Source organism: Microbacterium fluminis, from assembly GCF_051549805.1.
GTDB lineage: Bacteria > Actinomycetota > Actinomycetes > Actinomycetales > Microbacteriaceae > Microbacterium.
The window spans coordinates 410,718-434,930 of the sequence record NZ_CP196042.1 but is presented as its reverse complement, the minus strand read 5'-3'; the positions used below and the strand labels follow the sequence as shown (position 1 = coordinate 434,930).

The 24,213-nt window shown below is 67.4% G+C and carries 26 protein-coding genes, 1 tRNA gene and 1 pseudogene; 12 read left to right on the top strand and 16 right to left on the bottom strand.

Annotated elements, in window-relative coordinates:
• Nucleotides 1-13: 13 nt before the first annotated feature.
• Complete coding sequence (locus ACSJDX_RS01975) at nucleotides 14-1,405, bottom strand: MFS transporter (protein WP_438355028.1); 1,392 nt, start codon at nucleotides 1,403-1,405, stop codon at nucleotides 14-16.
• 87 nt (nucleotides 1,406-1,492) lie between these two features.
• Here ACSJDX_RS01975 and ACSJDX_RS01970 point away from each other — a divergent pair, with 87 nt between their 5' ends.
• From ACSJDX_RS01970 to ACSJDX_RS01955, 4 genes are all read left to right on the top strand, one after another.
• Complete coding sequence (locus ACSJDX_RS01970; RefSeq protein ID WP_438353921.1) at nucleotides 1,493-2,551, top strand: hypothetical protein; 1,059 nt, start codon at nucleotides 1,493-1,495, stop codon at nucleotides 2,549-2,551.
• A 65-nt stretch (nucleotides 2,552-2,616) separates the two neighbouring features.
• The gene (locus ACSJDX_RS01965; RefSeq protein WP_438353920.1) at nucleotides 2,617-3,474 is read left to right on the top strand and encodes an LLM class F420-dependent oxidoreductase; all 858 of its coding nucleotides are present in this window, start codon (nucleotides 2,617-2,619) and stop codon (nucleotides 3,472-3,474) included.
• Nucleotides 3,475-3,505: 31 nt separating this feature from the next.
• Complete coding sequence (locus ACSJDX_RS01960; RefSeq protein WP_438353919.1) at nucleotides 3,506-4,186, top strand: PhzF family phenazine biosynthesis protein; 681 nt, start codon at nucleotides 3,506-3,508, stop codon at nucleotides 4,184-4,186.
• A gap of 56 nt (nucleotides 4,187-4,242) precedes the next feature.
• Nucleotides 4,243-4,333 (top strand) — tRNA-Ser (locus ACSJDX_RS01955).
• A 132-nt stretch (nucleotides 4,334-4,465) separates the two neighbouring features.
• On the opposite strand, the gene ACSJDX_RS01950 is transcribed toward ACSJDX_RS01955, so the two are convergent.
• From ACSJDX_RS01950 to ACSJDX_RS01910, 9 genes are all read right to left on the bottom strand, one after another.
• Nucleotides 4,466-5,119, bottom strand: a complete 654-nt coding sequence (locus ACSJDX_RS01950) for a hypothetical protein (RefSeq protein WP_438353918.1) — start codon at nucleotides 5,117-5,119, stop codon at nucleotides 4,466-4,468.
• Nucleotides 5,109-5,882 carry an ImmA/IrrE family metallo-endopeptidase gene (locus ACSJDX_RS01945; protein ID WP_438353917.1) on the bottom strand — a complete coding sequence of 258 codons (774 nt, stop codon included), beginning with the start codon at nucleotides 5,880-5,882 and terminating at the stop codon, nucleotides 5,109-5,111. Before ACSJDX_RS01945 ends, ACSJDX_RS01950 begins: the two co-directional genes overlap by 11 nt.
• Nucleotides 5,879-6,211 (bottom strand): helix-turn-helix domain-containing protein, encoded by a 333-nt coding sequence (locus ACSJDX_RS01940; RefSeq protein WP_438353916.1) that lies wholly within the window; start codon nucleotides 6,209-6,211, stop codon nucleotides 5,879-5,881. Before ACSJDX_RS01940 ends, ACSJDX_RS01945 begins: the two co-directional genes overlap by 4 nt.
• Nucleotides 6,212-6,372: 161 nt before the next feature.
• Nucleotides 6,373-7,607 (bottom strand): IS3 family transposase gene (locus ACSJDX_RS01935; RefSeq protein WP_438353915.1). Its coding sequence is split into 2 segments (ribosomal slippage): nucleotides 6,373-7,331 and nucleotides 7,331-7,607, totalling 1,236 coding nucleotides; the frame shifts between segments, so codons are not numbered across the junction.
• Between the two features lie 362 nt (nucleotides 7,608-7,969).
• Nucleotides 7,970-9,115, bottom strand: a complete 1,146-nt coding sequence (locus ACSJDX_RS01930; protein ID WP_438353914.1) for a sensor histidine kinase — start codon at nucleotides 9,113-9,115, stop codon at nucleotides 7,970-7,972.
• Nucleotides 9,116-9,219: 104 nt separating this feature from the next.
• Nucleotides 9,220-9,927 (bottom strand): response regulator transcription factor, encoded by a 708-nt coding sequence (locus ACSJDX_RS01925; RefSeq protein WP_438353913.1) that lies wholly within the window; start codon nucleotides 9,925-9,927, stop codon nucleotides 9,220-9,222.
• A 24-nt stretch (nucleotides 9,928-9,951) separates the two neighbouring features.
• Nucleotides 9,952-10,707: an FAD:protein FMN transferase gene (locus tag ACSJDX_RS01920; protein ID WP_438353912.1), complete on the bottom strand. Its 756-nt coding sequence runs from the start codon at nucleotides 10,705-10,707 to the stop codon at nucleotides 9,952-9,954.
• Between the two features lie 2 nt (nucleotides 10,708-10,709).
• Nucleotides 10,710-11,243 (bottom strand): FMN-binding protein, encoded by a 534-nt coding sequence (locus ACSJDX_RS01915; protein ID WP_438353911.1) that lies wholly within the window; start codon nucleotides 11,241-11,243, stop codon nucleotides 10,710-10,712.
• Entirely contained in the window at nucleotides 11,240-12,697 is a 1,458-nt protein-coding gene (locus tag ACSJDX_RS01910) for a ferredoxin reductase family protein (protein ID WP_438353910.1), read from the bottom strand. The genes ACSJDX_RS01915 and ACSJDX_RS01910 overlap by 4 nt, the downstream gene beginning before the upstream one ends.
• Before the next feature lie 103 nt (nucleotides 12,698-12,800).
• On the opposite strand from ACSJDX_RS01910, the gene ACSJDX_RS01905 reads away from it, so the two are divergent.
• Complete coding sequence (locus tag ACSJDX_RS01905) at nucleotides 12,801-13,532, top strand: VIT1/CCC1 transporter family protein (protein WP_438353909.1); 732 nt, start codon at nucleotides 12,801-12,803, stop codon at nucleotides 13,530-13,532.
• A gap of 62 nt (nucleotides 13,533-13,594) precedes the next feature.
• Here ACSJDX_RS01905 and ACSJDX_RS01900 read toward each other — a convergent pair whose 3' ends face one another.
• The 4 genes from ACSJDX_RS01900 to ACSJDX_RS01885 form a co-directional block, all read right to left on the bottom strand.
• Entirely contained in the window at nucleotides 13,595-14,191 is a 597-nt protein-coding gene (locus ACSJDX_RS01900) for a DUF305 domain-containing protein (protein ID WP_438353908.1), read from the bottom strand.
• A 94-nt stretch (nucleotides 14,192-14,285) separates the two neighbouring features.
• A complete protein-coding gene (locus ACSJDX_RS01895; RefSeq protein WP_438353907.1) occupies nucleotides 14,286-14,723 on the bottom strand; it encodes a DUF6153 family protein in 438 nt (145 codons plus the stop codon).
• Between the two features lie 37 nt (nucleotides 14,724-14,760).
• Nucleotides 14,761-16,878 carry a heavy metal translocating P-type ATPase gene (locus tag ACSJDX_RS01890; protein ID WP_438353906.1) on the bottom strand — a complete coding sequence of 706 codons (2,118 nt, stop codon included), beginning with the start codon at nucleotides 16,876-16,878 and terminating at the stop codon, nucleotides 14,761-14,763.
• 28 nt (nucleotides 16,879-16,906) lie between these two features.
• Nucleotides 16,907-17,230 carry a heavy-metal-associated domain-containing protein gene (locus ACSJDX_RS01885; protein ID WP_438353905.1) on the bottom strand — a complete coding sequence of 108 codons (324 nt, stop codon included), beginning with the start codon at nucleotides 17,228-17,230 and terminating at the stop codon, nucleotides 16,907-16,909.
• 163 nt (nucleotides 17,231-17,393) lie between these two features.
• On the opposite strand from ACSJDX_RS01885, the gene ACSJDX_RS01880 reads away from it, so the two are divergent.
• The 4 genes from ACSJDX_RS01880 to ACSJDX_RS01865 are packed head-to-tail and all read left to right on the top strand — an operon-like array spanning nucleotide 17,394 to nucleotide 19,874.
• Nucleotides 17,394-17,729, top strand: coding sequence for an ArsR/SmtB family transcription factor (locus tag ACSJDX_RS01880; protein WP_438353904.1), 336 nt, complete (start codon nucleotides 17,394-17,396; stop codon nucleotides 17,727-17,729).
• Nucleotides 17,726-18,409, top strand: a complete 684-nt coding sequence (locus tag ACSJDX_RS01875; protein ID WP_438353903.1) for a cation transporter — start codon at nucleotides 17,726-17,728, stop codon at nucleotides 18,407-18,409. The genes ACSJDX_RS01880 and ACSJDX_RS01875 overlap by 4 nt, the downstream gene beginning before the upstream one ends.
• A 47-nt stretch (nucleotides 18,410-18,456) precedes the next feature.
• The gene (locus ACSJDX_RS01870; protein ID WP_438353902.1) at nucleotides 18,457-18,822 is read left to right on the top strand and encodes an ArsR/SmtB family transcription factor; all 366 of its coding nucleotides are present in this window, start codon (nucleotides 18,457-18,459) and stop codon (nucleotides 18,820-18,822) included.
• The gene (locus tag ACSJDX_RS01865) at nucleotides 18,819-19,874 is read left to right on the top strand and encodes a cation diffusion facilitator family transporter (RefSeq protein ID WP_438353901.1); all 1,056 of its coding nucleotides are present in this window, start codon (nucleotides 18,819-18,821) and stop codon (nucleotides 19,872-19,874) included. Before ACSJDX_RS01870 ends, ACSJDX_RS01865 begins: the two co-directional genes overlap by 4 nt.
• Nucleotides 19,875-19,885: 11 nt before the next feature.
• Here ACSJDX_RS01865 and ACSJDX_RS01860 read toward each other — a convergent pair whose 3' ends face one another.
• On the bottom strand, nucleotides 19,886-20,470 hold the full coding sequence (locus ACSJDX_RS01860; RefSeq protein ID WP_438353900.1) for a cation transporter: 585 nt from the start codon (nucleotides 20,468-20,470) through the stop codon (nucleotides 19,886-19,888).
• A 266-nt stretch (nucleotides 20,471-20,736) separates the two neighbouring features.
• Here ACSJDX_RS01860 and ACSJDX_RS01855 point away from each other — a divergent pair, with 266 nt between their 5' ends.
• Nucleotides 20,737-21,426: a phosphatase PAP2 family protein gene (locus tag ACSJDX_RS01855; RefSeq protein ID WP_438353899.1), complete on the top strand. Its 690-nt coding sequence runs from the start codon at nucleotides 20,737-20,739 to the stop codon at nucleotides 21,424-21,426.
• Nucleotides 21,427-21,520: 94 nt separating this feature from the next.
• On the top strand, nucleotides 21,521-22,477 hold the full coding sequence (gene lgt / locus ACSJDX_RS01850) for a prolipoprotein diacylglyceryl transferase (protein ID WP_438353898.1): 957 nt from the start codon (nucleotides 21,521-21,523) through the stop codon (nucleotides 22,475-22,477).
• A 4-nt stretch (nucleotides 22,478-22,481) separates the two neighbouring features.
• Here the strand turns inward: lgt and ACSJDX_RS01845 are convergent.
• Nucleotides 22,482-22,586 (bottom strand): annotated as a pseudogene (locus ACSJDX_RS01845) (IS481 family transposase); the annotation flags it as partial.
• A 185-nt stretch (nucleotides 22,587-22,771) separates the two neighbouring features.
• On the opposite strand from ACSJDX_RS01845, the gene ACSJDX_RS01840 reads away from it, so the two are divergent.
• Nucleotides 22,772-24,148 (top strand): IS30 family transposase, encoded by a 1,377-nt coding sequence (locus ACSJDX_RS01840; protein WP_438353897.1) that lies wholly within the window; start codon nucleotides 22,772-22,774, stop codon nucleotides 24,146-24,148.
• Nucleotides 24,149-24,213 lie beyond the last annotated feature (65 nt).

Genomic DNA, 24,213 nt, shown 5'->3' with positions numbered 1-24,213 from the left:
AGTGCGCGCCGGTTCAGGCCCGCTCGGCTCCGGCATCGGCGGAGGCGCCGGGCTGCGGCATCCCGTTGCGGATCCCGAGCCACGACACCAGGCCGCCCAGCGCCAGCATGGTGGCGGCCACCACGGCGGCGCGATGGAACCCGGCGAGGTCGAGCGATCCGCCGACGATCGTGGCGAGCGTCGCGATCACGAGGAGTCCGGCCACGCGCGAGACGGCGTTGTTGACGGCCGAGGCGATTCCGGAGCGCTCGGTGTCGACCGCCCCGAGGATCGCCGAGGTCAGCGGCGACACGGTCGCGGCGAGTCCGAGACCGAACACGATCATGCTCGGCAGCACCTGCCACCAGTAGTCGAAGTGCTCGCCGACCGACAGCAGCAGCAGAGCGCCGATCGCCATGACGATCGGGCCCAGCGTCATGAACAGCCGCGGCCCCCAGCGCCCCGCGAGGGCGCCCATGCGCGAGCTGAGCAGCACCATCATGATCGTGGTGGGCAGGCTCGCGAGGCCCGCGATCGTCGCGGGGAGCCCGGCGCCCTGCTGCAGGTACACCGACACCACGAAGCCGTTCAGCGACAGGGCGGCGTAGATGAAGAACGTCGCGATGTTGCCCGTCCAGAAGTTGCGTACGCGGAACAGCCCGAGCGGCAGGATCGGCGACGACGTCGTGCGCTGCCGTACCAGGAAGCCGGCGAACAACAGGATGCCGGCGGTCAGGGGGATCCAGATGCCGGGCGCGCCCCACCCGAGGTTGGGCTGCTCGATGAGGGCGTACACCGCGGCGCCGAGGCCCAGCGTGCACATCGCCCCGCCGAGCCAGTCGATGCGCACCCCGGGCTTGCGCTGGTCGTGGGCCGTCAGGCGCGTGAGCAGCCACAGGGTCACCGCGATCGGCAGCACGTTGATGAGGAACACGAACCGCCACGACAGGTAGTCGACGAAGACGCCGCCGATGAGAGGGCCGACCACCATCGCGCCCGTCGTGAGCGCCGTCCACGTGCCGATCGCCTTGCTCTGGCGCGGGCCGCGGATGGTGGAGGTGATGAGGGCGAGCGAGCTCGGCACGAGGAAGGCGCCGGCGGCGCCCTGCACGGCGCGCGCCACGATGAGGAACAGCGGGTCGGGGGCCGCGGCGATCGCGATCGAGGCGATGCCGAAGCCGATCAGACCGATGCGCATCACCAGGATGCGACCGAACGCGTCGCTCACCGATCCCGCCAGCAGGATGAGCGCACCGAGGGTGATGAGGTAGGCATCCACCACCCACTGCTGCGTCACGAGGCCGCCGCCCAGCTCGCGGCTGATCGCGGGGAGGGCGACGTTGACGACCGTGCCGTCGAGGAAGGCGACGAACGATGCCAGCGCGGCGATCGACACCACCAGTCGCTGCTGGGGGTCGAGGGTCATGCTCACGTCGCAAACCTAGTCCCGTCCGGCGACACCCGGGGTCGTACGATGGCGATGGCCGCATCCGCACATTCGAAGGCGAACGTCATGACTCAGCCCCAGGGAGCCCACCTCGTCGGCAGCATCAACTTCGACGACGCCGAGAAGACCATGCGCACGGCCGCCGGACTGCTCGGCCGGCACCTCAAGCGGATCCCCGACGGCGAGGTCGGGCCGCGGTTCCACTGGATCCTCTTCCAGCCCGACGTGATCGGTCAGGCCGAGGGACTCGAACGCATCGGCGACGAGCCCGTGCTCGTGCGCGGCCTCGACGCCCGGCCGGTGCGCATCGCCGACGGGGTGGACGCGGCATCCATCGTCCTTCCTCCCCTCGGGTACGCGGATGCCGCGCTCGAGTCCTACGCGGTGTTCACCCGTCTGCGCGACGAGGGCGCGATCCCGGCGGGCGTGCGGTTCCAGGTCTCGCTCCCGACGCCGGTCGGCGTGGTGGCCGCGTTCTTCCGCGGCGAGGATCGGCCCGCGATCGAGCCGGTGTACGCGGTCGCACTGCTCGGCGAGCTGCAGCGGATCACCGCGGCCATCCCGCACGGTGACCTCGCGATCCAGTGGGACGTCGCGACCGAGTTCGCCGTGCTGGAGTCGGGCGGCTACGAGGAGACCTTCGGCGGTGACTACTCGGGCTGGTTCGACGACCAGTGGACCGAGCTCCCGTCGCGCGTCGCCGCCCTCGTGAACGCCGTGCCGACGGACGTCGAGGTGGGCGTGCACCTCTGCTACGGCGACGCCGGCGAGAAGCACTTCATCGAGCCGACGGATGCCGCGAACCTCACGCGGTTCGCCAACGCCCTGCTCTCCTCGCTCGACCGGCCGCTGACGTGGGTGCACCTGCCCGTGCCGATCGAACGCGACGACGCCGCCTACTTCGCCCCGCTGGCGGAGCTCGCGCTCACCGGCGACACCGAGCTGTACCTCGGGCTCGTGCACCGCGAGGACGGCGCCGAGGGCGCCGCGCGCCGCATCGCCGCCGCCTCGGGAGTCGTGCCCGCGTTCGGCGTGGCGACGGAGTGCGGCATCGGCCGCGCGCCCGACGGTACGACCGAAGGCATCCTGCGCACCCACGCCGAGGTCGCCGCCGCCTGGCGATGATGTGCCGCCTGATGAGTTCGCCGAGGACGGCCGTCCGGGGGTCTCCGCGGGCCTAGCCTGACACCATGGAATTCGGCATCCACATCGCAGACTTCACCTGGAACAGCGGACCGGAGCGCCTCGGCTCCGCCCTCGCGGCGCACGTGCGCAACGCCGAGGCTGCAGGCATCCAGCGCATCACCGTCATGGACCACTTCTGGCAGCTGCCGGGGATCGGACCCGTCGAGCACGACATGCTCGAGGCGTACGCCGCGCTCGGATTCATCGCCGCCCACACCGAGAAGGCGCTGCTGCACACACTCGTGACCGGAGTGATCTACCGCGAGCCGGCGCTGCTGGCCAAGGCCGTGACGACGCTCAACGTGCTCTCCGGCGGTCGCGTCGGGCTCGGCATCGGAGCGGCCTGGAACGAGGAGGAGTCGCAGGGACTCGGATTCGCGTTCCCGCCGGTGGCGGAGCGGTTCCGGCAGCTGGAGGAGACGATCCAGATCTGCCTGCAGATGTGGTCGGGAGACGAGGGGCCCTACGACGGATCGGTGTACCGGCTCGGTCGCACGATCAACTCCCCGCAGGCGCTCACGCAGCCGCATCCGTATCTCATGATCGGCGGCAGCGGCGAGAAGAAGACACTGCGGATGGTGGCGCAGTACGCCGACGCGTGCAACATCTCATTCAGCGACCAGTCGGCGCGCAAGCTCGACGTGCTGCGCGGGCACTGCGACGCCGTCGGTCGCGACTACGACGAGATCGAGAAGACAGCGATGGTGCCCATCAACCCGGACTCGACGGCCGAGACCCTCGCCGCCACGGTGCGCGACATCGCGGCGACCGGGTTCAGCGCCACGTACGTCTTCGCGGTCGGGATGCCGGAGCCTGCCGCCGTCGTGGACGTGATCGCCGGCGCCGCCGCCCTCGTCGACTGAGGCGGGTCGGCAAGGTGGGAGGATCGACGACGTGAGCGTGCTCGTCGATGTGGTGAATGTGTTCGTCGACGACGCCGGCGCGTTCGGTAACCCTCTCGGGATCGTCTGGGCATCGGTATCCACCCATCGTCGGGAGCAGCAGATCGCGGCGGATCTCGGGTTCAGCGAGACCGTGTTCATCGACGGCATGACCGACGGCGTCGCGACGGCCCGCATCTTCACACCGTCGGTCGAGCTGCCTTTCGCCGGGCATCCGACCGTCGGCCTCGCGGCGTGGCTGCAGCGCACCGGAGACGACATCCGCCTGCTCCGGGTCCCCGCCGGCGATGTGCGCGTGCGAGCCGACGGAGACCGGATCTTCGTGACCGCACTGCCCGAGTGGTGTCCCGCGTTCGAGATCACGCAGCTGGACTCGCCCGCCGCCGTGGACGTGGTGGATCCGGATGCCTTCGCCTCCGGTTCGCACTACGTCTGGGCGTGGATCGACGAGCCCGAGGGGCTGCTGCGCGCCCGGATGTTCTCGCCCGACATGGGCATCCGCGAGGACGAGGCAACCGGTGCCGCCGCGGTGCGGCTCACGGCTGAGCTCGCCCGCGATCTGCGGATCGTGCAGGGCGCGGGCTCACGCATCGACACGCACCCGCGTTATCTCGGGCAGCAGGTCGAGGTCGGTGGCCGCACGTCGACCGCTCGCACGGTCGAACTCGGCTGACGCGTCGCGGCTCGCCCGATTGGCGGGCGGGCGCGGCGTGACGTAAGCTCTTCGGCGGTGACGTGTCCGAGCGGCCGAAGGTGCAACTCTCGAAAAGTTGTGTAGGGTAACCCCCTACCGTGGGTTCAAATCCCACCGTCACCGCCACGTCGAAGCCCCGCGAACCCCTTGGAAACACTGGGATCGCGGGGCTTCACTTCTGCCCGCAAACCGCAAACGGGAAGAAAACGGGAAGGATCGCGCTAGCGGGCAGCGACTTTGCGTGAAACTACGGGCGACCTACGTTCCCGTGGCGTTCGGCTTCGTGGCGTGCTTCACGCGATGAGCGAGGTAGATGGTCCTGTCCGCAAGCTTGTTTCTGCTGGGGTCGCTGTCCCACTTCGGGAGGCCGTCATCGAACTGGGCGATGGCCTCGTAGGTCTCCCTCATCTCTCCGCGGTCGGGTACGAGGCCGTAGTTGGCGGCGGCGATCAGGATGCCGATCGTGGTGATGACAGTCAGCCCGTACATCCGAGCTTTCTTCGTGCCTTCGACCTCGTCGAGGAGGACGACCACACTCTTGCCTTCATTCCTCAGGCAGAGTGCGTGCGCCAGAACGAGTGTCTCTCCGAGATCCTTTGGTTCTCGCAGCCGTCTGATCATAGGAAGGCCAGCCACACGTTCAACCTGGGCAACTAGTGGGGCGTTCTGGACGCTGTCGTCGAGTAGTTCAATGCGCTCCATCTCGATCAGTTGCGTAAGCCTGCCCGGGCAAGCGTGGAACTTGGCTCCGCGTGGTCGTTCGACGATCTGATGAATCTCGTCATGCACGGTCTGTGGCATCAGGAGAGTACGTTCCCGGCGTTCGATGACCTCGCAAAGAAGATCGTGCTTTCCGGCTGCTAGGAAGTTGAGTGCGGGACCGGCGTCGATGACGAGAGGGCTACCAGTCATCGTCGCCTGCGTCGAACGAACGCTCTTGCGCGGAGCTCTCGGCGACCTCGATACCTGCGCCCTTCAAGAGCTCGTCGGTCGCAGCGACCTCGCCCATTCGAAGACGGGCGAGCATCACGTCGTCTACGACGCCGTCCTCGAAGGCGGCGGTAGCAGCCGCGACGATGGAGCGAGGAGGTCGTTCCCGAGCGGCCGCAGCGACCTCTCCCGCCCGTTCGGCATCCCACCCGAAGCGGGTTGCGTACCAAGCGGAACTCTTTGACGCCGCGGCCTCTTTGCCCGCCTCGGTCAACCCGAGGTGACCGAGTTGAATAGCGGCGACCTGAGGGGAGACGCCGAAGTGGCGGATAACCTCGGACACGAGCTCCTGACCTGTGTACCTCTCCTTCAATCGCTCTACACCGCCGAGCGGGGCGAGGAAGTGGCGTGCGAAGACGTGCGCTCGCGTCTCCGATGGACCGGCCACGTGCACAGTTTCGAGGGTGGTGTGAAGGTCGTTCGCCAGGATGTGGCCGAGCTCGTGTGCGAGAGTGAATCGCTGCCGTTCGTACTTCTCTGTTGCCGCGGCTGCCACGATGATGTCGCCAGTTTGAGGGTTCCGCCGGGTGAATCCGTCGTGATTTGCTGGCATTTGGATGATGAGTACATCCGCGCCAACGGCGTCCTCAAGTAGTGCGGCGACGTCGGCGATGGGTGCGAGCCCGAGCTTCCATTCGCGTCGAACCTTCGCCGCGAGTGCCCGCCCTGACTGCTCAGCGTTCACCCGATGTAACCGGCCACGCGCAGTTGAGCCTTCGCTTCAAGGAAGAAGCCGAGCTCTTCCACGACGCTGTCTGCGTCCGCTGCTGGACTGCCGGTAGTGCGTGCTGCAGTCTGCAGTTGGTCAAGGGTCTCGCCTTGCCCAAGCACGGTTGACACGAAGCAACCCAGCGCAGCGGCGATGCCCGCAACTTCGCCCAGATGCGGCTCCTTGGCGCCCGACTCGATTCGGCTCCAAGTCGCCTGAGAGATGGGGGATCGCGCAGAAGCATCGGCCTGCGAAAGACCGATGTCGTCGCGGAGACGCTGGATACGTCCGCCGATCAGTGTCATGATTTTCTCCCCTGCCGTGAATTAGATTAGCGGACATTCATTCAAGAACGCTGTACGCAGCGTTCGCGTCTCTATCACGTCGATCGTTCGCGTGTCTTTCGCGATTGCGTCCGTGCCCGGCGCAAACACAACCAGGAAGTGAATCGGCCTGACTTTCGTTCCTATCGGGAGCCTTGTCCGGCAGGTGCCGGTTGGGCTGATTCCAGGTCAGCGTAGTATGCGTTCTCGACCTCGATCGGGGTGCGCATGTCGAGCTCGCCGTGGAGGCGCTGGTTGTTCCACCACCACACCCACTCGAGCGTCGCGAGTTCGACCTGCTCGACGGTCCGCCACGGTCCGCGCTGACGGATCAGCTCGGTCTTGTAGAGGTTGTTGACCGCCTCTGCCATCGCGTTATCAAACGAGTCGCCGACGGTCCCCGTGGAGGGGACCGCGCCGAGCTCGACGATCCGCTCCGTGTAGACCATCGCGGTGTAGTTCGACCCATGGTCAGCGTGATGGATGAGCCCGTCGAGCCGTCCGCCGACGCCCCAGGCGGCCATGTCGAGCGCCTGCATCGGCAGGATCTCGGCGCGCAGCGTGGATGCGACGTTCCAGCCGACGATCCGCCTCGAGTAGACGTCGGTGACGAACGCGACGTACGCGAAACCGGACCAGGTGGCGACATACGTCACGTCACACACCCAGAGCCGTCGCGGCGCCGGCGCGGTGAAGCGACGGTTGACCAGGTCGCTCGGCAGCGCCACGGTCTTGTCGGAGCGCGTGGTGAATACCCGCTTCGACTTCCGGACGCCGCGGACCCCAGCGAGCCGCATGAGGCGTTCGGTCTGGTCGCGGCCGATGTCCCAGCCTTGCCGGCGCATCAGCGCATGCATCTTCCGGCGGCCGTAGACGCCGTAGTTCTCGGCGTGCAGCCTCGCGACCTCCGGGACCAGCAGCTCATCCTTCAACTGCCGCGCGGACGGCGCACGGCCGATGGCGGCGCGGTAGCCGCGGGAGGTGAGGAAGCCCTGCACTGCCGGTCGCAGGACACGGCAGATGAGCTCGACCCCGAAACGATCCCGGTGCTCATTGATGAACCGGATCATCTCGGTCAGGGGCGGTCGAGCTCCTTCGCGAAAAACACGCTCGCAGCCTTGAGGATCTCATTCGCCTTCCGCAGCTCGGCGTTCTCCTTCTCGAGCTGCTTGATCCGCTGCGCGGCCTCGGTCGCCCCAGGCTTGCCGCCGGCGTCGACCTCGTAGCGGCGCTGCCAGAGCCGCAGCGTCTCCGGGCTCATGCCCAGCAACCCCGCGACGTGACGGACCGCGCTCATCATGTTCGGGTGCGACGGCCGCGTCTCCGCGAGCATCCGCAGCGCGCGCTCACACATCTCCGGCGAATACTTCCTGTTCATCGAGTTCCATCCTTGCTTGAAGAACGGAACGAAAGTCAGGCCGATTCACTTCGCTGCCGGCGACCATCGCGGTCTCGCGATGGTCGCCGACCGCCGTCGCCTCCGACACGAGCTGGCCTGTGATCGTGATGATGGTGTTCGTCGATGGAGTCGGGGCCAGACTGGCCGGGCCGACAGGGTCGTTCTCTTCGCAGTTTCATTCGCAGTGTCGGCCAGGGCGAATGCACAGCCGACCGCATCGGGAACTTGGGGCGAATCGGTGTGGCGGCGCGAAACGTCACCTAGTCGTGGGTGGTTCCTGTTCCCGCCGCGGCCGGAGGCATTCCACGCTCAACACACGAGGCGAATCAGGCGTCTCGTCGTCAGTGGCGTGCGTCGGGGCTCGGAAGAGAACAGAGCACGCTACCGCCGAGGCTGGTGTGGTCGATGCGGACGTCCCCGCGATGACGTCGGGCGATCTCCGAAACGATCGCGAGCCCGAGGCCGTAGTGGCGCTGAGCCGACCCGGTCTGCTCTCCCCTGGTGCTGGCGAACCGATCGAACGCCGTTGCGCGCGCCGCGGGCGAGAAGCCGTCGCCGTCGTCGGTGACGCGGATGCTGACCGAGCTCGGTTTCGACGCGACCTCCACCAGGACCGAAGCGCGGGCGTGATCGAGAGCGTTCGCCGCAAGAGCGATCACCAAACGAAGGAGCGCGGCCTCCGATCCGATCACGGTTGTCGGGCCCGTGCCCGCGATGCAGACGAGGGCGACCCCACGGCCCTCGGCATCCTCCGCCAACAAGTGAACGGCGCGTCGCGCGACGGCCGCGACATCAACGGCGGAGTGTGGGGGATCGCCGCGCGGGTCTGCGGCGATGAGGAGATCCTCGAGGATCTCGGTGAGCGCCCTGGAATCGGTCACCACGTCGTCGATGGATGCGGTCACATCCGCCGGGAGGTCGGCGTGACCCCGCCGCTTGAGCATCTGCGCACGGGTGCTCAGCAGAGTCAGGGGGGTGCGCAGCTCATGACTGGCATCGGCCACGAACCGGCGCTGCAGCGTGAGAGCATCCGCCATGGGCCGCATCGCTCGACGCGCCATCAGGAACGAAACGAAGCACGCCAGCACGACCGCTATCCCACTGCCGACCAGCAGCGCCGTCACCAGACGACCGATCTCCTCGCTGCCTTCGCGCTGGTCGAGGGCGACCTGCACGATGCGGTCGTTGCGCGGATCTCCGGTTGCGGACGTCGTCAGCATCAGGAAGCTGCGGCCGTCGACGACCTTCTGCGACCGCTGGTCCCCTCCCCCGGTCGCGACCGCCTGGATCGCTGCGGTGTCGAGCACGCCCGCCGGCAGGTTCGGCGGCGTGACGATCTGCCCCCCTGTGCGCCCATCGACAATCGTCACGTAGACGTCGGGCCCGGCGTCCCGTCCCGAATCGATCTGAGTGGCGGCGACCAGCTCGCGCTGGTTCGACTCCGCGATACTGTTGCTCGCGATGGCGTACACGACCGCGCCGACCACCGCGATCAGGACGAGCACGAGCGCCGTGAACTGCACCGTGAGGCGGATGGACGCGCTGCGAAGATCGTCTCGCGTGCGGGGCGTCCGACGGCGAACAGATCGGCTCATTCGCGCCTCCCCAGTCGATAGCCGACACCGCGGATCGTGGTGAGGGCGTCGCGCCCAAGCTTCTTGCGGAGGTAATGGACATACGTGTCGACGACTCCTGGATCGTCCGCGTCCGGAAAGACCGAGCGCAGCAGGCTGGCCCGCTCGAACACCTGGTGCGGCCGGCGTGCGAGGGTCTCCAAGAGGTCGGACTCGCGCTCGGACAGCGCGATGCTGAGCCCTGACCGGGTGGTAACGGTTCGGGTTGCGACCTCCAGCGTTCCGTTCGGGACCTCCAGCACCGGGGCGCTGTCACGTTGGCGGCGCAACAACGCACGAACCCGGGCCAGGAGCTCGTCGATGTCGAACGGCTTGCTCACGTAATCCTCTGCGCCACGATCCAGCCCCTCGACACGGTCAGCCGGGTTGCCAAGGGCCGACAGCACGAGCGCCGGCGTGAGGATTCCGTGATCGCGGAGCCGCCTGAGCACGTCCAGGCCTTCGATCGCCGGCAGGCCTCGGTCGAGGATGATCGCGTCGAACTGCTGGGTCAGACCCTCATGCAGCGCGCGCTGACCGTCGCGCGCGACAACGATCTCGTATCCCTCTCCGGCGAGAATCTGCGTGAGCATCTCGGCGAGCCGCGCGTCGTCTTCGACGAGCAGGATACGCGCTGGCTCCGCCATGATCGCAGTATAGAGAGCGTCGAGCGGCGTGGTCGTCATGCCCGCCTCACGGCGAGGGCGCTGTCACGTCGAGGGCGCTGTCATGCCGAGGGCGGCCCGTATTCCCGTCGTAGCGGTCATCTCGCCGTCGCCGTCCACCGTGAGGATGTCCACGTCGAACCGGCCGGCCACGCTGTCGCAGACCCGCCGGCCACCCGCGAGGATCGCCGTGGCCAGGACGTCGGCGGTGACTATGTCGCCGGCGACGACCGAGACCTGCCGGTAGTCGGCGGGTCCGTGTCGCCAGATGTGCTCACCCCGCTCGGCGGTTCCGGACGTGGCCAGGGCGCGCCCCAAACCGCCGAGCGTCACGGTGCACAGCAGCGCGTCCCGCACGGACGGGTCGACGATCCCGAGCCGCCATGCCTCCCCCGCGTGATCGCCGCGGGCGAGGATGTCGCCACCCGCGTTGAGCAGCCAGTCGGCGATCCCCGCACCATCCAGGACCCCGCCCGCCGCCGCGATGGCGTCGGCCTTCACGATTCCCGAGAGGTCGACGATGCCGTCAGGCCGGTGGGGGGTGAACGCTCCGTCGGAGCGGCGACCCCATTCCAGCGCCTCCGCATAACAGTCGCGCACCGCACCGCTCGCCCGGGACAGGGCCAGATCGCCCCGGGCGATGCGGCTGAGCTCGGAGTCGGGACGGTAGAGGCTGAAGCGCCGGTCGAACGCGTCGAAGACGCTCTCGACCGATCGCATCGCCTCGGGATCGAGACGATCGCCCGACCGCACGCTCACGGCGGTTCCCATCGTGTCGAACACGTGCACGGTCGTAGCCACGGTCAGAGCTTCGCCTGGTCCAGCGCCGACTGGAGGGAGGTGAGGTACCCCTCGCTGGTGTAGGTCGCGCCCGAGACGCCCTGCACCCGCGCGGACTGAGCCGCCAGCACCTGCTGACGGAGGATCGGCGCGGCCCGGTTGCTGATCGACACCGACCGGGAGTCCGCATCCGTGAGCTGCAGCGCGACCACATCGGTGATCTTGCCGCCGTTGACGACGATCTGCACCTGCACGTTGCCGAACTGCGTGCTGGCCGGCGTGCCAGTGAACGTGCCCGACACTCCTGCGGCTGGTGCCGCCGTCGACGGTGCCGTCGCCGATGGCGACGTCGGCCCGCTGCTTGCGCCGCTGGAAGGGGGCGGTGTCGGCGGGCTCGTCGCACCGCTCTGAGGGGTGGGTGCCGGGGGCACCGGCCCGATCGCGGAAACGGACGCCGGGGCGGCGTGCGACAGCTGGGTCTGCGCGCCGATCTGCCAGCCGATCACGAGGACCGTGGCCGAGGAGAGCAGGCTCACGGCGAGCGTGCGCGCCCTCACCACTCGAACCTCTCGACATGGATCCGCGTCTCGGGGAGGCCGGCGGCCCGAGCGTCCCGGACCACCGACTCCGCCCAGGCCTGCGGCCCGCACACGTAGAGGTCCGACTGCCGAAGCTCCGGGAACACGGAGTCGATCGTCACACCGCGGTAGAGCGCTTCCGCCGACATCCAGGTGTCGACGCCGAGGGGGCGGCGGCCCACCATCGTGTAGAGGGCGTTGCCCCGCATGCCCGGCAACCGGCTGATCTCTCCCCAGAGGTAATCCTGGTGTTCATCAGTCCCGCGCAGAACGACGGTCGCCTCTCCGGGACGCAGCCGTGCATGCTCCAGCAGCGATCGGATCGGTGTGACGCCGATGCCGGCCGCCACTACGGCGAGCTTGGGTGCGACCCGATGTTCGTCGGTGAACACCCCGTAGGGTCCTTCGATCGACACCCGCGTGCCGAGGGGTACCCGGCCGATGCGGGCGCTGCCGGCGCCAAGATCGCGGACGGTGATCCGTGCCGAGGATGCGCTCGGAACGGCGGAGAACGAGATCGGGTGGGCATGCCACCACGTCGCGCTCGTCCAGAACCGCCAGATCGCGTACTGCCCGCCCGCCGTCTCGAGGCGGTCGAGATCGCGGCCGGTGAGCCGCACCGAGACCACGCCCGGGGCGATCTGGTCTATCGCGGCCACCCGCAGGCCGTGCCGCACGGATCGAACGACGGGCAGAAGGAAGCGGTAGACGAGGATCGAACCGAACGCGAGCACATACAGGCCGATCCAGAAGATGCGCTGCAGCGTGCCGTCCGCGAGCACGCCGCCGGTGCTGAGCTGATGCGGCAGCGCGACGAGCACGGCGATGTAGCTCAAGAGATGGATCAGGTGCCATACCTCATAGGACAACCTGCGCCGTACCGCGTAGATCGAGGTGCCGACCACCACGACGAGCAGGCCCAGCCCGACATAGCCGAGCAACAAGTCGGTGCCGCTGAGGAGGGCGATTGTTTCAGCGACGAGGGTCGAGCCGTCGGTCATGGCATAGCCCACAGTGAGAAGCGCTCCGTGCGCGAGTATCAGGTAGAGGGCGGGCTTGCCCAGCTGGCGATGCAGCATCGTCGCGCGATCCTGTCCGAACACACGGTCGATCGCAGGGATGCGCGCGGCGAGCACGAGCATCACGAGGATCAGGTCGGTTCCGACCAGCCCTGTCACGATTCCCGTTGCTGTGATCGCGTCTGCGATGCTGGTAATCCGGAGGAGACCTCCGTACGCGAGCCAGAGGGCCACCGCGAGGGCACCCGAAACCCAGACCGCCGCGACCATGAGATCGCTCGCACGCATCCGGCGTCGCGCCCGCACCACGCGCCGACGCTCGACCAGGCCGCCCGTACGTCGCAGCCTTGCCCGCGATGCGGTTTCTCGTCGTGCCGTCATCGCCTGCTCGATTCGGAGGCCGGAGGTTGTCATGCTCCAACGATGGGTCCGTATTCTTCCAGCTTGCTTAGCGTGGTGATGCACGCTTAGCCTCACCAACGTTGCCGGGTGAATTCACGGGTGCTTGAGTGTCCCCATGTCGATCACTGCCTCCGGCCCCCCAGCCCACTCCGATGAGCCGCACAGCGGCGGCATCGCACAGCGCCTCAACTGGCTGCGCGCCGGGGTGCTCGGGGCCAACGACGGCATCGTCTCGGTGGCGGCGGTCGTCGTCGGTGTCGCGAGCGCAACTAGCAGCACCGGACCGATCCTGACGGCAGGGCTGGCTGCGCTGGTCGGTGGAGCCGTGTCGATGGCGCTGGGTGAGTACGTATCGGTCAGCAGCCAGAGCGACAGCGAACGCGCGCTCATCGCGAAGGAGCGCCAAGAGCTGCATGAGATGCCAGAACAGGAGCTCGAAGAGCTTGCGGGCATCTACCGCTCCCGGGGCCTGAGCGAAGCGACGGCACGTCAAGTCGCGGTTGAACTCACCGAGCGCGACGCTCTGGCGGCGCATCTGTCCGCAGAGCTCAACATCGATCAGAATGACGTGGTCAGCCCGTGGCATGCGGCTGCCGCCTCGGCTGCAGCCTTCACGATCGGCGCGATTCTGCCGATGCTGGCGATCCTCCTCCCGCCCGCAGCATGGCGGATTCCGGTGACCTTCGTCGCGGTGATCGTCGCCCTGGCGATCACGGGCGCCGTTTCGGCGCACATCGGCGGAAGTTCGCGACTGCGCGCGACGGTTCGCGTGGTCATCGGCGGCGCTCTCGCCCTCGCCGCCACGTACGGTATCGGTGCGATGCTGGGCGCATCCGGGATCGTGTGACACGCCCGACGCGGCGCCCGGCGGTGAGGAACACCCGGCTGGGGGTCCCTCACCGCCATGCGTCAGAGCTGGGTGAGCAGACTCTTCATCTTGGCAATCTCAGCGGTCTGCGTCGTGACGATGGACTGCGCCATCGTGACGGCATCCGGATTCTTGCCGTTTTTGACTTCATCCTGAGCCATGATGATCGCCCCCTCGTGGTGGGCGGTCATCTGCGTGAGAAAGAGGCGTGCCGCCTCTGTTCCCGTCGCAGCCTGCAGTGACTTCATGTCGGCATCGCTCATCATGCCGCCGCCGTGGCTCATGCCACCCATGGACGTGCCGGCGTTCCAGGTCGTCAGCCAGCCCTGCAGCTGGTCGATCTCGGGCTGCTGGGCGGCTTTGATGTCGCTCGCCAAGGCGAGGACTCCCGCGTTGATGCCGGGTTTGGCGAGGATCATGTCAGCCATCTCGACGGCCTGCTGGTGGTGCGGGATCATCATCTGCGCGAACATCACGTCCGCGTCGGTGAAGTCCGCCGCCGGCGCCGAAGAGGAGGAGCTGCCGTGATCCATTCCCGGCATGGCTCCTGAGCCGGAACCGTTGCTGCCCGCGCAACCGGCGAGGGCAAGAGCGGTGGCCAGGATCAGTGCGGCGGTCGCCGCGGTACGAGTTCTCATTTTTCTCTCCAAAGGGATACGTGAAGGCGCGTCGGTCAGGTCGACCGGACGCTGGTTGCAGAAGGCCGGGCAAGAATGCCGCGGCTCGCCGCAATCACGTACGACTAATGCAGAGCGCGGTCAGAGAGGGAGGCCGCAGGCCACCGCCGCGAGGTATGGCCATCCGCGGCGTAAAGCGCGAAAAGAGCGAGAGTGGGTGCCGTACACCACGCGGCAGCACGAAGAGCAGGACAGCTGCCAGAAGAGCGAGGACACACGCCATGGCGATCATGTCGTCATGGCCCGTGCCGCCGTGGACGCTCGACTCCGCCATCGTCAACGCGGAGTCGGCGAGGGGATGATCGCCAGTCGCAGACGCTTCGACCGTCGTCACGACCGCGTGGTGGCTGGTCTGTACGGCGGTGGAGGTGTTCAGGGAGTGCATGGCCAGCAGGCCGACGATGACCGCGCCGGTTAGGGCGATCAGGAACAGCAGCGTGCGCGCCAAAGGGCGCCCCGCGCGCAGCTGGGCCGTCGATGCGATCAACGACATGTCAACCTCCCCGTCCTCTTACGCTACGTCATCCCGGTCAGCGACGGATCACCGCGGCGGGGCCGAGATCTAGTCGCCGCAGCAGCTGGGCGTTGAGGGCGACCACGATCGTGGACAGCGACATCAGGATCGCGCCCACCGACATGGGAAGCACGAAGCCGATCGGGGCGAGCACGCCGGCGGCCAGCGGTACGGAGATGAGGTTGTAGCCAGCCGCCCACCACAGGTTCTGCGTCATCTTCCGGTAGCTGGCGCGGGACAGCTCGATCACCGACACCACCGAGCGGGGATCGTCGCTGGCAAGAATCACCCCGGCGGAGGCGATCGCCACATCGGTACCGGCCCCGATAGCGATCCCGACATCTGCCTGCGCCAGGGCGGGAGCATCGTTGACGCCGTCGCCGACCATCGCGACCTTGCGTCTTTCGCTCTGCAGCTGCTTCACCTTCGAGGCCTTGTCTTCCGGCCGAACTCCCGCGAAGTAGCGATCGATGCCCAGATCGGCGGCGACAGACGCAGCGACGGCCTCCGCGTCGCCGGTGATCATGACGACCTGCAGGCCGCGCTCCTGCAGGGCCTCGACCGCTTCGCGAGAATCGGGGCGGATCTCGTCGGCCAGGCGCAGCGCACCGGCCACCTTCCCATCGACCAGGACATGCAGGATGATGGCGCCTTCTTCGCGCCATTCGTCGGCGACCGGCAGCTCGCTCGCGCCTTCCTGTTTGAGCAGGTACGGACCGCCCACCTGCACGGTCCGCCCGTCGACCAGGGCGCGCACGCCGACCGCGGGCGAGGACTGGAAGTCGCTGGAGCACGGGATGCTGAGCTGACGCTGCTTCGCAGCGGTGACGATCCCCCGAGCCAGGGGGTGCTCCGAATCGGTTTCCGCAGCGGCGGCCCAGCGAAGAAGCTCCTCGGAGCTTGTGCCGTCGACCGGATCGATGGCCGTGACGGCCGGACTGCCCTTCGTGAGAGTGCCGGTCTTGTCGAACAAGACAGCGTCCACGGCGCGCATGCTCTCCAGCGCCAGGCGATCTTTCACCAGAACCCCGGCGCGGGCGGCGCGCTCCGTGGCGATGGACACCACCAGCGGGATCGCCAAACCGAGGGCGTGCGGGCACGCGATCACCAGCACGGTGATGGTGCGGACGACAGCCATGTCGGGTAAGCCCACGAGGGTCCACACCAGGGCGGTGATGACGCCCGCGCCGAGCGCGAACCAGAACAACCAGCCCGCCGCGCGGTCTGCCAGCCGCTGCGCGCGAGACGAGGAGTTCTGCGCGTCGGCGACGAGCTTCTGGATGCCAGCAAGGGCGGTGTCCTCACCGACCGCCGTGATCACCACCCGCAATCCGGAGTCGGTGGCGACGGTTCCGGCGATCACCGGATCGCCATCGCCGCGGCGCACCGCGCGGGACTCACCCGTGATCATGGACTCGTCCATGCTCGCCGACCCCTGCACGATCCGACCGTCCGCCGGCACCCGACCGCCCGGGCGGACCATCACGACGTCGCCGACCTGCAGATCGGCGGGGGCGACCGTCACGGTGGTGTCACCTTCGACCTTTTCGGCCTCGTCCGGAAGGAGGGCGGCCAGGGAGTCCAGGGCGGAGGTCGTCTGCGCGAGCGAGCGCATCTCGATCCAGTGACCCAGGAGCATGATGACGATCAGCAGCGCCAGCTCCCACCAGAAGTCCAGGTCGTGGTGCAGCAGCCCGAGGCTCGCACCCCAGGACGCGAAGAACGCCACGGTGATCGCCAGGGCGATCAGCAACATCATCCCCGGCGTGCGGGCGCGCAGCTCGCTGACCGCGCCCGTCAGGAACGGCGCGCCCCCCCACACGTACATCACTGTGCCCAGGACCGGCGACACCCACCCAACCCACGCAGCATCCGGAAGCGGATAGCCGATCAGCATGGAGAACATCGTCGAGAACCCGATGACCGGCACGGCGACGACCAGCATGATCCAGAACAGCCGCCGGAACCGGGCCACATGGTCATCGTGACCCGCGGGCCCGCCGTGATCGGCGTGCCGCGCGGCGGCGCGGTCATCACCGGCATGTCCGGCCGCCCCGTGAACGTCCCCTACGGTGGCGGCGGCAGCGTGACCGAAATGATCGTCAGACAGCGGGGAGTGATCGTGCTGGCTCATCGGGCCTCCTCTATTGGGTTCGGCGCGCTCAGGCGGGCGTGTCCGCCATGCCGTACCCGGCGTCTTTCACCGCCGCCGACATTGCGTCCGCGCTGAGAGGGGTTGCGCTGTAAACGGTGACGCGGGAGGCGCCGCCGGCGTGCAGATCGACGGCGACGTTCTGCACTCCTTCGATGCCGGTCAGCTTCTCGGTGACGCGGGACACGCAGTGCGCGCAGGTCATGCCCGCCACCAGGATCTCCTCGGTCACTGCTCCGGTCGCTGCGACAGTCGCGGTCACGGCGACGGGTGACGCACAGCACCCGCAACCGCTGTTGATGTCGGTCAGGCCGAGGTCGATGCGGTCGGTCATGGTCTCTCCTCCACGGATGATCGGGCAGTTCTGACACGAGATACCATACCCCCCCGGGGTATATAGGGCGATCGCTTGTGCGGCAATATTCCCCCGGCTGCGATCCCGCGTCGCGATCCGCAACACAGGTCAATCGGTTCAGCGTACCGTGTATCGTTGCGTCATGCCCACCGCTACCACGTCGCCCCATACGGCCGCACTTGCTCGGCTGGGACACGCACTGTCCGACCCCACCCGCGCGAGTGTGCTGCTAGCCCTGCGCGAGGCTCCCGCCTACCCGTCGGATTTGGCGGACGCGCTGGGGGTGTCTCGTCAGGTGATGTCGAATCAGCTCGCGTGCCTGCGCGGCTGTGGGCTGGTGCAGGCCGTGCCCGACGGTCGCCGCGTTTGGTACCGCCTCGCGGATCCTCACCTCACCCCGGCGCTCAATGAACTGATGCGCGTCGTCCTCTACGTCGAGCCCGGCTGCTGCGCGGGAGAGAGCTGCACCTGCGCGTGAGCACCGCTGCAGCCCGCCTGGCCAACGACCGCCGTCACGTTCTGCAACACCGCATCCGCTGGATTGTGACCGCGACCATCGCCTACAACCTGGTCGAGGCCGCCGTCGCGCTCACCGCCGGGACGGCGGCGTCCTCTGCCGCACTGATCGGGTTCGGCCTGGACTCAACGATCGAGGTTCTGTCGGCGGCCGCAGTCGCCTGGCAGTTTGCCCGCCGCGATCCTGAGCGATGGGAGAAGGGCACGCTCCGCGTGATCGCGGTCACGTTCTTCGGCCTCGCCGCGTACGTCACAGTCACATCCATTCTCGCACTCGTCGGCCAGGTCGACGTCGAGCACTCCACTCCTGGCATAGTCATCACAGCGCTCAGCGTCGTCATCATGCCGTTCCTCTCCCTCGCGGAGCGCCGCGCCGGCCGCGAGCTGGGATCGGCCACGGCCGTCGCGGACTCCAAGCAGACGCTCATCTGCACCTACCTCTCCGCGGCCGTGCTGGTGGGCCTGGTCGTCAACAGCCTGTTCGGCTGGTGGTGGGCCGACGCGATCGCCGGCCTCGTCATCGCCGCCTTCGCAATCCGCGAGGGCATCGAAGCCTGGCGCGGCGACGCCTGCGCCACCTCCGTCGGAATGCTGCTCGAGGAGGAACACGGCCTCGACGCTGACGACGACCACCACGGATGACCCCGGATGGTCGTGTCACCGGCGACGGAATGCGCTAATATCTGCGTATGAGCATAGATAAGCAGCTATGCGGATACCGCCCCGACAGCTCGTACGTGGAACTCGCCGTCGAAGTATTCGGGATGCTGGCAGACGCCACCCGGGTGCGGATCATCCTGGCACTGAAAGACGCCGAGGAGATGTCGGTGAACAGCATCGCCGAAGCGGTGGACAAGTCGCCGGCCGCAGTGTCGCAACATCTCGCGAAGCTCCGCCTCGCCCGGATCGTCGCGACCCGCCAGGAGGGTCAGAAGGTGATCTACCGGCTGGAGAACGAGCATGCCTCCCGACTGGTCGCCGACGCCATCTTCCAAGCCGAGCACTCGGTCGGCGACACTCCCCAGCACCACCACGCAGAACGGATCAGCGAATGACGACGGGCCACGCGCACAGGGAGCACGATCACGGCGACCACGATCACGGCCACGCGCACGGAGATCACGAGCACCCGACCGGATTCAAGGGGTTCCTCTACGGGGTGTTCGTGCCGCACTCCCATGATGCCGCCGACTCCATCGATGATGCGATGGAGGCCAACAGTTCCGGCATCCGCGCGCTCAAGATCAGCTTGCTCATCCTGCTGGCGACGACTGTGCTGCAGGCAGTGGTCGTCGTGTTCAGCGGCTCTGTCGCCCTGCTGGCCGACACCATCCACAACTTCTCCGATGCGCTGACCGCCGTCCCCCTGTGGGTGGCCTTCATCCTGGGCCGTCGTGCGGCGTCCCGGAGGTACACGTACGGTCTGGGCCGGGCGGAAGACCTCGCCGGCCTGTTCATCGTGTTCGTTGTCGCGCTCTCCGCGATCGTCGCCGCGTGGCAGTCCATCGACCGCATCATCCACCCGCAGCCGATCGGCAACATCGGGTGGGTCATCGCGGCCGGAGTCATCGGGTTCCTCGGCAACGAGATCGTCGCTGTCTACCGCATCCGGGTGGGACAGCGCATCGGCTCGGCGGCGCTGGTCGCCGACGGCGTGCACGCTCGCACCGACGGCTTCACGTCGCTCGCCGTTGTCGCCGGAGGGATTGGCGTGCTGCTGGGATTCCCCCTCGCCGACCCCATCGTGGGACTGATCATCTCCCTCGCGATCTTCGTCCTGCTCATCGGAACGGTCCGCAGTGTGGGTCGGCGGTTGCTGGACGGCGTCGAGCCCGAACTGGTCGACCGGGTCACGCACGCGCTGGGTCATGTCGAGGGCATCGATCGGATCGATCGGATTCGGCTGCGATGGAATGGGCATCGGCTCGAGGGAGACGCGATACTCACCGTCGATGCTACGGCGTCACGTGAACGAGTCGACATGATCGCCGTCGAAGCGAATCGCAACGTCCGAGCCCACCTTCCGAACGTCGACGAATTCGTGGTCAGCACCCACAGCCTGGGGGCCACACCGACGGCCGACAAGTCCAAGGCGCCGTCGGTCTGAGCGGGGCGCACTCAGGCGGAGGGGTCCGTTTCCCGACGCGCAGCCCGCCAGACTGCCCGAGCCGCGTCGGCGTTCAGGAGTCCGATCCCCACGCCGACGATGATGTCCAGCCACCCCGTGGCGAGCCAGAAGGTGAGCAGTCCGACGGCGATGATCGCAATGTTGGCGAGCGCGTCGTTGCGGGCAGACAGCCATGCCGCCTTCGTGAGGCTGCCGCTGTGCTGACGGTGTGGGACAAGCAGAAGGGCCGCTGTCAAGTTGACGGCGAGTGCTCCCAGCGCTGTGAGCGTTAAAGGCACCGGATCGGGCGGGTAGGGATCGAAGGCTTTCGCGACTGCCGCCCAGATCGTCGCGAGCGCGGGGATGAGGATCACGAAAGCCAGGGCGGATCCGACCGTGCGGCGCCGGCTGGCCGTCCACGGGAGTGCAGCGAAGATCAGCAGGTTGATGAGCGCATCCTCGAGAAAGTCGACACTGTCCGCGAAAAGTGACACCGATCCGATGCCCAGCGCGACAGCAAACTCCACGAAGAAGTACGCGAGGTTCACCAACGCGACGACCAGAACGACGCGCCGAAGATTTCGCATGCCGTCCATCCTGACAGGCGATCAATCCTCCAACGGCGTAGCGCCTGCAGTCGCTTCGGGTACCGCCCTCGGGAGTCATGCGTTCGGCGCCCGTCTGGCACACAGGGCTGAATGGGCGAGCACCCGGTGCCCGCAGCGCGAATCGCTCGTCGGCTCCGCGGAGTTGACCGGGGAGGGCAGTTGTCTGTCAGCCTGTCAGGAGGCGAATGGTTCGGGACGGGCGCTGCGGCATTCCTTCTGCGCTGATGCATAGTTCCCGGCTGCAAAATGACCCCATGAGCAAACTTCGATGGTCAACAACTCCGATTGCGTGCGTGGTCATGCTGTTCACGTTCATCGCCGTCGTTGTTTTCGGCCTCCTCGCAGCCAACTCTCCGTCCTGGACGGCGGGAGAGATGCGGGTTGTGGTTGCTGTCAACGGCGTCCACAACGAGCTGTTCGACGGCGCCGCGCACGCAATCAATCTCGTCTTCGGCACCTCCTTTGCTGTCATTGTCGGCGCCACAACCGCTGTCGCGGTGGCCATTTTCGCGCGGTCATGGATGGCGGGGCTAAGGGTGACACTTCTGATGACGATCCCGTGGGTCGCCGCTGCTATCACGAAGATTGTCGTCGGGCGCGCGCGTCCGGATACGCATCTGTTGAGCAATCCCACGGGGATCGCGCCGACCACGTTCAGCTATCCGAGCGGACACACCGCGTTCGCTGCCGCCTGGGCGCTCTCCTTGGTCATCATTCTGGCGGGATGGCGTTTCCGCGGAGCCGTCATCATCGGTGCCGTAGCGATCACTGTGGTCACAGCGTGGTCGCGGGTGTATCTCGGCGCGCACTATCCAACGGACGTCATGGCCTCCGTTGTACTCGTCTTAGTTATCTCGCTCTGCGTAGCCCGGGTTACTGGTCGAATGGCGCGGTTCCAGCCAGGTGAGAATGCCCACAGGGCGATGGGGCGATCTTCACGCTGACGATGCCGGTTCCCGACAGATCGCGTGAGGAGCGGCGGCGGCATGCACAGCCTGACGGCGTACCGTTCTCCCATTCCCGTATAAGGAGCGCACCATGAGCATTCGTCCTGCCAGCATTCCCAGTCCCGATCCGGCGTGGGCGAGCTTCCAGATCGGACCCCTCACCATTCACGTGTACGCGCTGTGCATCGTCGCGGGAATCATCGCAGCCGTCCTCATCACCGATCGCCGGTTGCGGCGCCGCGGAGTCGAGCCGTGGACCGTCATTGATATCGTTTTGTGGGTCGTCCCGCTCGGCATCGTCGCCGCACGGCTCTACCACGTGTTCACCCACATAGGCGATTACTTCTACCCTGGCGCGAATCTGTGGAACGTGTTCGCGATCTGGGACGGCGGCAACGCGATCTACGGTTCCCTCATCGGCGGCGCGATCGGCGCCTACATTGGTTGTCGCCGCGCGGGACTCCGATTCTGGGCGTTCGCCGACGCGCTGGCCCCCGCGATGCTGGTGGCGCAGGCCATCGGCCGTCTCGGAAACTACTTCAACCAGGAGCTGTTCGGCATCCCCACGACACTGCCGTGGGGCCTGCAGATCCTCTCCACCGCACCGATGTTCCCAAAGGACCTCCCGGCCGGCACCCTCTTTCACCCGCTCTTCCTCTACGAAATGATCTGGAATCTGATCGGCGCGGCGGTGATCGTCCTCCTCGAACGGCGCCTCACCCTCGGCTGGGGACGAAGCCTCGCGATCTACTTCATCTGGTACGGCATCGGCCGCAGCGGATTCGAAGCGATCCGCATCGACCCCACGAGTGACGCGCCCTTCGGCATCCCGGCCAACATCTGGGCATCCGTCGTCGTCGTCCTCCTCGGGGTGCTGCTGCTCGTCATCCAGACGATTCGCCACCCCGCTCCCGAATCGTCGCCATACGTGACGGAACGACCCGATCCAGTCGCACCAGGCCCGAGCTCCGCCGCGCCGACCGACGATCAGGCGAACGCGAACAGTATCGGGAACACAACGACCACGACAAACCCCGACATGAGATAACCGCCTAGGTGTGATGTCCAGGCAGGTTGTTGAGTCTGCTGATGGGTGGGCCGCCGATGGCGGAGTGGGTTCGGTGATGATTGTAGAAGTGCAGCCATTCGGGCAGGGCAGCGCGTCGTTCGTTCTCCCCGCTCGTGCTCGACTGCCTCGACATGGCGCTGTGGACCCGCCGCCGCGAAGGCGTCGCCGGGTTCGCCGGGCTCACACACCACACCGACGCGGGCAGCGTCACTGGGCTCAACCGGTGGAAGCAACACCTGATCGGAGGGTGTTGTGGGACGACCATCAGATTGGATGAGGGAAGTGACCGGGCGAGCGCCGATGCGCTCTCCCGGGCACCCAGGGCATCCGCGTGCGCGCGAGCGCGAGTTCTGGACGAAGATCAGTACCGGTCTGCTTCCGGCCGAAGCTGGCGTCGCGATCGGCGTGGCACCCGTTGTCGGCTCGCGGTGGTTCCGACAATCAGGCGGTATGTCACCGTATTCGTGGCCGGCGCCGTCGGGCCGGTATCTGTCGTTGGTTGAACGCGAGGAGATCGCGATCCTCAAGGCGAAGGAAACCGGGGTCCGGGCGATCGCGAGGGCACTGGGTCGCAGCCCGTCGACGATCTCCAGGGAGTTGCGCCGCAACGCCGCGACGCGGGGCGGGAAGCTGGACTATCGCGCCTCGGTCGCGCAGTGGAAGGCGGAGCTGTTCGCCCGAAGACCGAAGGTCGCGAAGCTGGCCACGAACCCTCGGTTGCGCGAGTACGTGCAGGAGCGGCTCTCCGGACAGATCCGCCGCCCGGACGGGGGTATCGTCCCTGGGCCGCAACCGCCGCGCTGGACGGGGCAGAACAAGCCTCACCGCAAGGACCGCGGCTGGGTTATGGGGTGGAGTCCGGAGCAGATCGCGAACCGGATCAAGCTCGACTTCCCCGATGATGACAGCATGCGCATCAGCCACGAGGCCATCTACCAGGCGCTGTTCATCGAGAGCCGCGGCGCCTTGAGGCGCGAGCTCATCCTCTGTCTGCGCACCGGGCGAGCACTGCGCATGCCGCGGGCGCGGTCCAAGCGAGTGTCGTGGGCTCACGTCACCCCCGACGTGCTGATCAGCGAACGGCCCGCGGAGGCGGAAGACCGGGCCATCCCCGGGCACCACGAGGGTGACCTCATCATCGGCATCAACAGATCCGCGATCGGCACCGTCGTCGAACGCACCACCGGCTTCACCACGCTCGTTCATCTGCCCCGCGAGGCCGGGTGGCGGGAACAACCCATCGTCAAGAACGGGCCGGCCCTGTCCGGCTACGGGGCGCTCTCGATGAACCGGGCGCTGGCGAAGGCGATGAGCACCTTGCCGACCGAGCTCAAACGATCCCTGACCTGGGACCGCGGGAAGGAGATGTCCGCGCACGCGCAGTTCGCGATCGATACCGGCTTGAAGGTCTACTTCGCCGACCCGCATAGCCCCTGGCAGCGCGGCACGAACGAGAACACCAACGGGCTGCTCCGGCAGTACTTCCCGAAGGGCACCGACCTCTCACGCTGGGCCCCCGACGACCTCGCCGCCGTCGCCCACGCCCTCAACACGCGACCCCGCAAGCGCCTCGGCTGGCGCACCCCGGCTGAGGCACTCGACGAGCACCTACACTTGCTGCAAACAGGCGGTGTTGCGACGACCAGTTGAATCCGCCGTCTACACGTCGATCTCATTCACCGACCGGCTCGCAGGCGAAGGCATCGACCCCTCGG

Coding starts and splice junctions, on each gene's coding strand:
- ACSJDX_RS01970 (WP_438353921.1), top strand. CDS start 1,493: ATGACTCAGCCCCAGGGAGCCCACCTCGTCGGCAGCATCAACTTCGAC.
- ACSJDX_RS01860 (WP_438353900.1), bottom strand. CDS start 20,470: ATGGACGGCATGCGAAATCTTCGGCGCGTCGTTCTGGTCGTCGCGTTG.
- ACSJDX_RS01840 (WP_438353897.1), top strand. CDS start 22,772: ATGAGGGAAGTGACCGGGCGAGCGCCGATGCGCTCTCCCGGGCACCCA.
- ACSJDX_RS01940 (WP_438353916.1), bottom strand. CDS start 6,211: ATGACACTGATCGGCGGACGTATCCAGCGTCTCCGCGACGACATCGGT.
- ACSJDX_RS01890 (WP_438353906.1), bottom strand. CDS start 16,878: ATGAGCCAGCACGATCACTCCCCGCTGTCTGACGATCATTTCGGTCAC.
- ACSJDX_RS01885 (WP_438353905.1), bottom strand. CDS start 17,230: ATGACCGACCGCATCGACCTCGGCCTGACCGACATCAACAGCGGTTGC.
- ACSJDX_RS01895 (WP_438353907.1), bottom strand. CDS start 14,723: ATGTCGTTGATCGCATCGACGGCCCAGCTGCGCGCGGGGCGCCCTTTG.
- ACSJDX_RS01975 (WP_438355028.1), bottom strand. CDS start 1,405: ATGACCCTCGACCCCCAGCAGCGACTGGTGGTGTCGATCGCCGCGCTG.
- ACSJDX_RS01900 (WP_438353908.1), bottom strand. CDS start 14,191: ATGAGAACTCGTACCGCGGCGACCGCCGCACTGATCCTGGCCACCGCT.
- ACSJDX_RS01910 (WP_438353910.1), bottom strand. CDS start 12,697: ATGACAACCTCCGGCCTCCGAATCGAGCAGGCGATGACGGCACGACGA.
- ACSJDX_RS01950 (WP_438353918.1), bottom strand. CDS start 5,119: ATGACTGGTAGCCCTCTCGTCATCGACGCCGGTCCCGCACTCAACTTC.
- lgt (WP_438353898.1), top strand. CDS start 21,521: ATGAGCATTCGTCCTGCCAGCATTCCCAGTCCCGATCCGGCGTGGGCG.
- ACSJDX_RS01870 (WP_438353902.1), top strand. CDS start 18,457: ATGAGCATAGATAAGCAGCTATGCGGATACCGCCCCGACAGCTCGTAC.
- ACSJDX_RS01905 (WP_438353909.1), top strand. CDS start 12,801: ATGTCGATCACTGCCTCCGGCCCCCCAGCCCACTCCGATGAGCCGCAC.
- ACSJDX_RS01855 (WP_438353899.1), top strand. CDS start 20,737: ATGAGCAAACTTCGATGGTCAACAACTCCGATTGCGTGCGTGGTCATG.
- ACSJDX_RS01880 (WP_438353904.1), top strand. CDS start 17,394: ATGCCCACCGCTACCACGTCGCCCCATACGGCCGCACTTGCTCGGCTG.
- ACSJDX_RS01925 (WP_438353913.1), bottom strand. CDS start 9,927: ATGACGACCACGCCGCTCGACGCTCTCTATACTGCGATCATGGCGGAG.
- ACSJDX_RS01965 (WP_438353920.1), top strand. CDS start 2,617: ATGGAATTCGGCATCCACATCGCAGACTTCACCTGGAACAGCGGACCG.
- ACSJDX_RS01865 (WP_438353901.1), top strand. CDS start 18,819: ATGACGACGGGCCACGCGCACAGGGAGCACGATCACGGCGACCACGAT.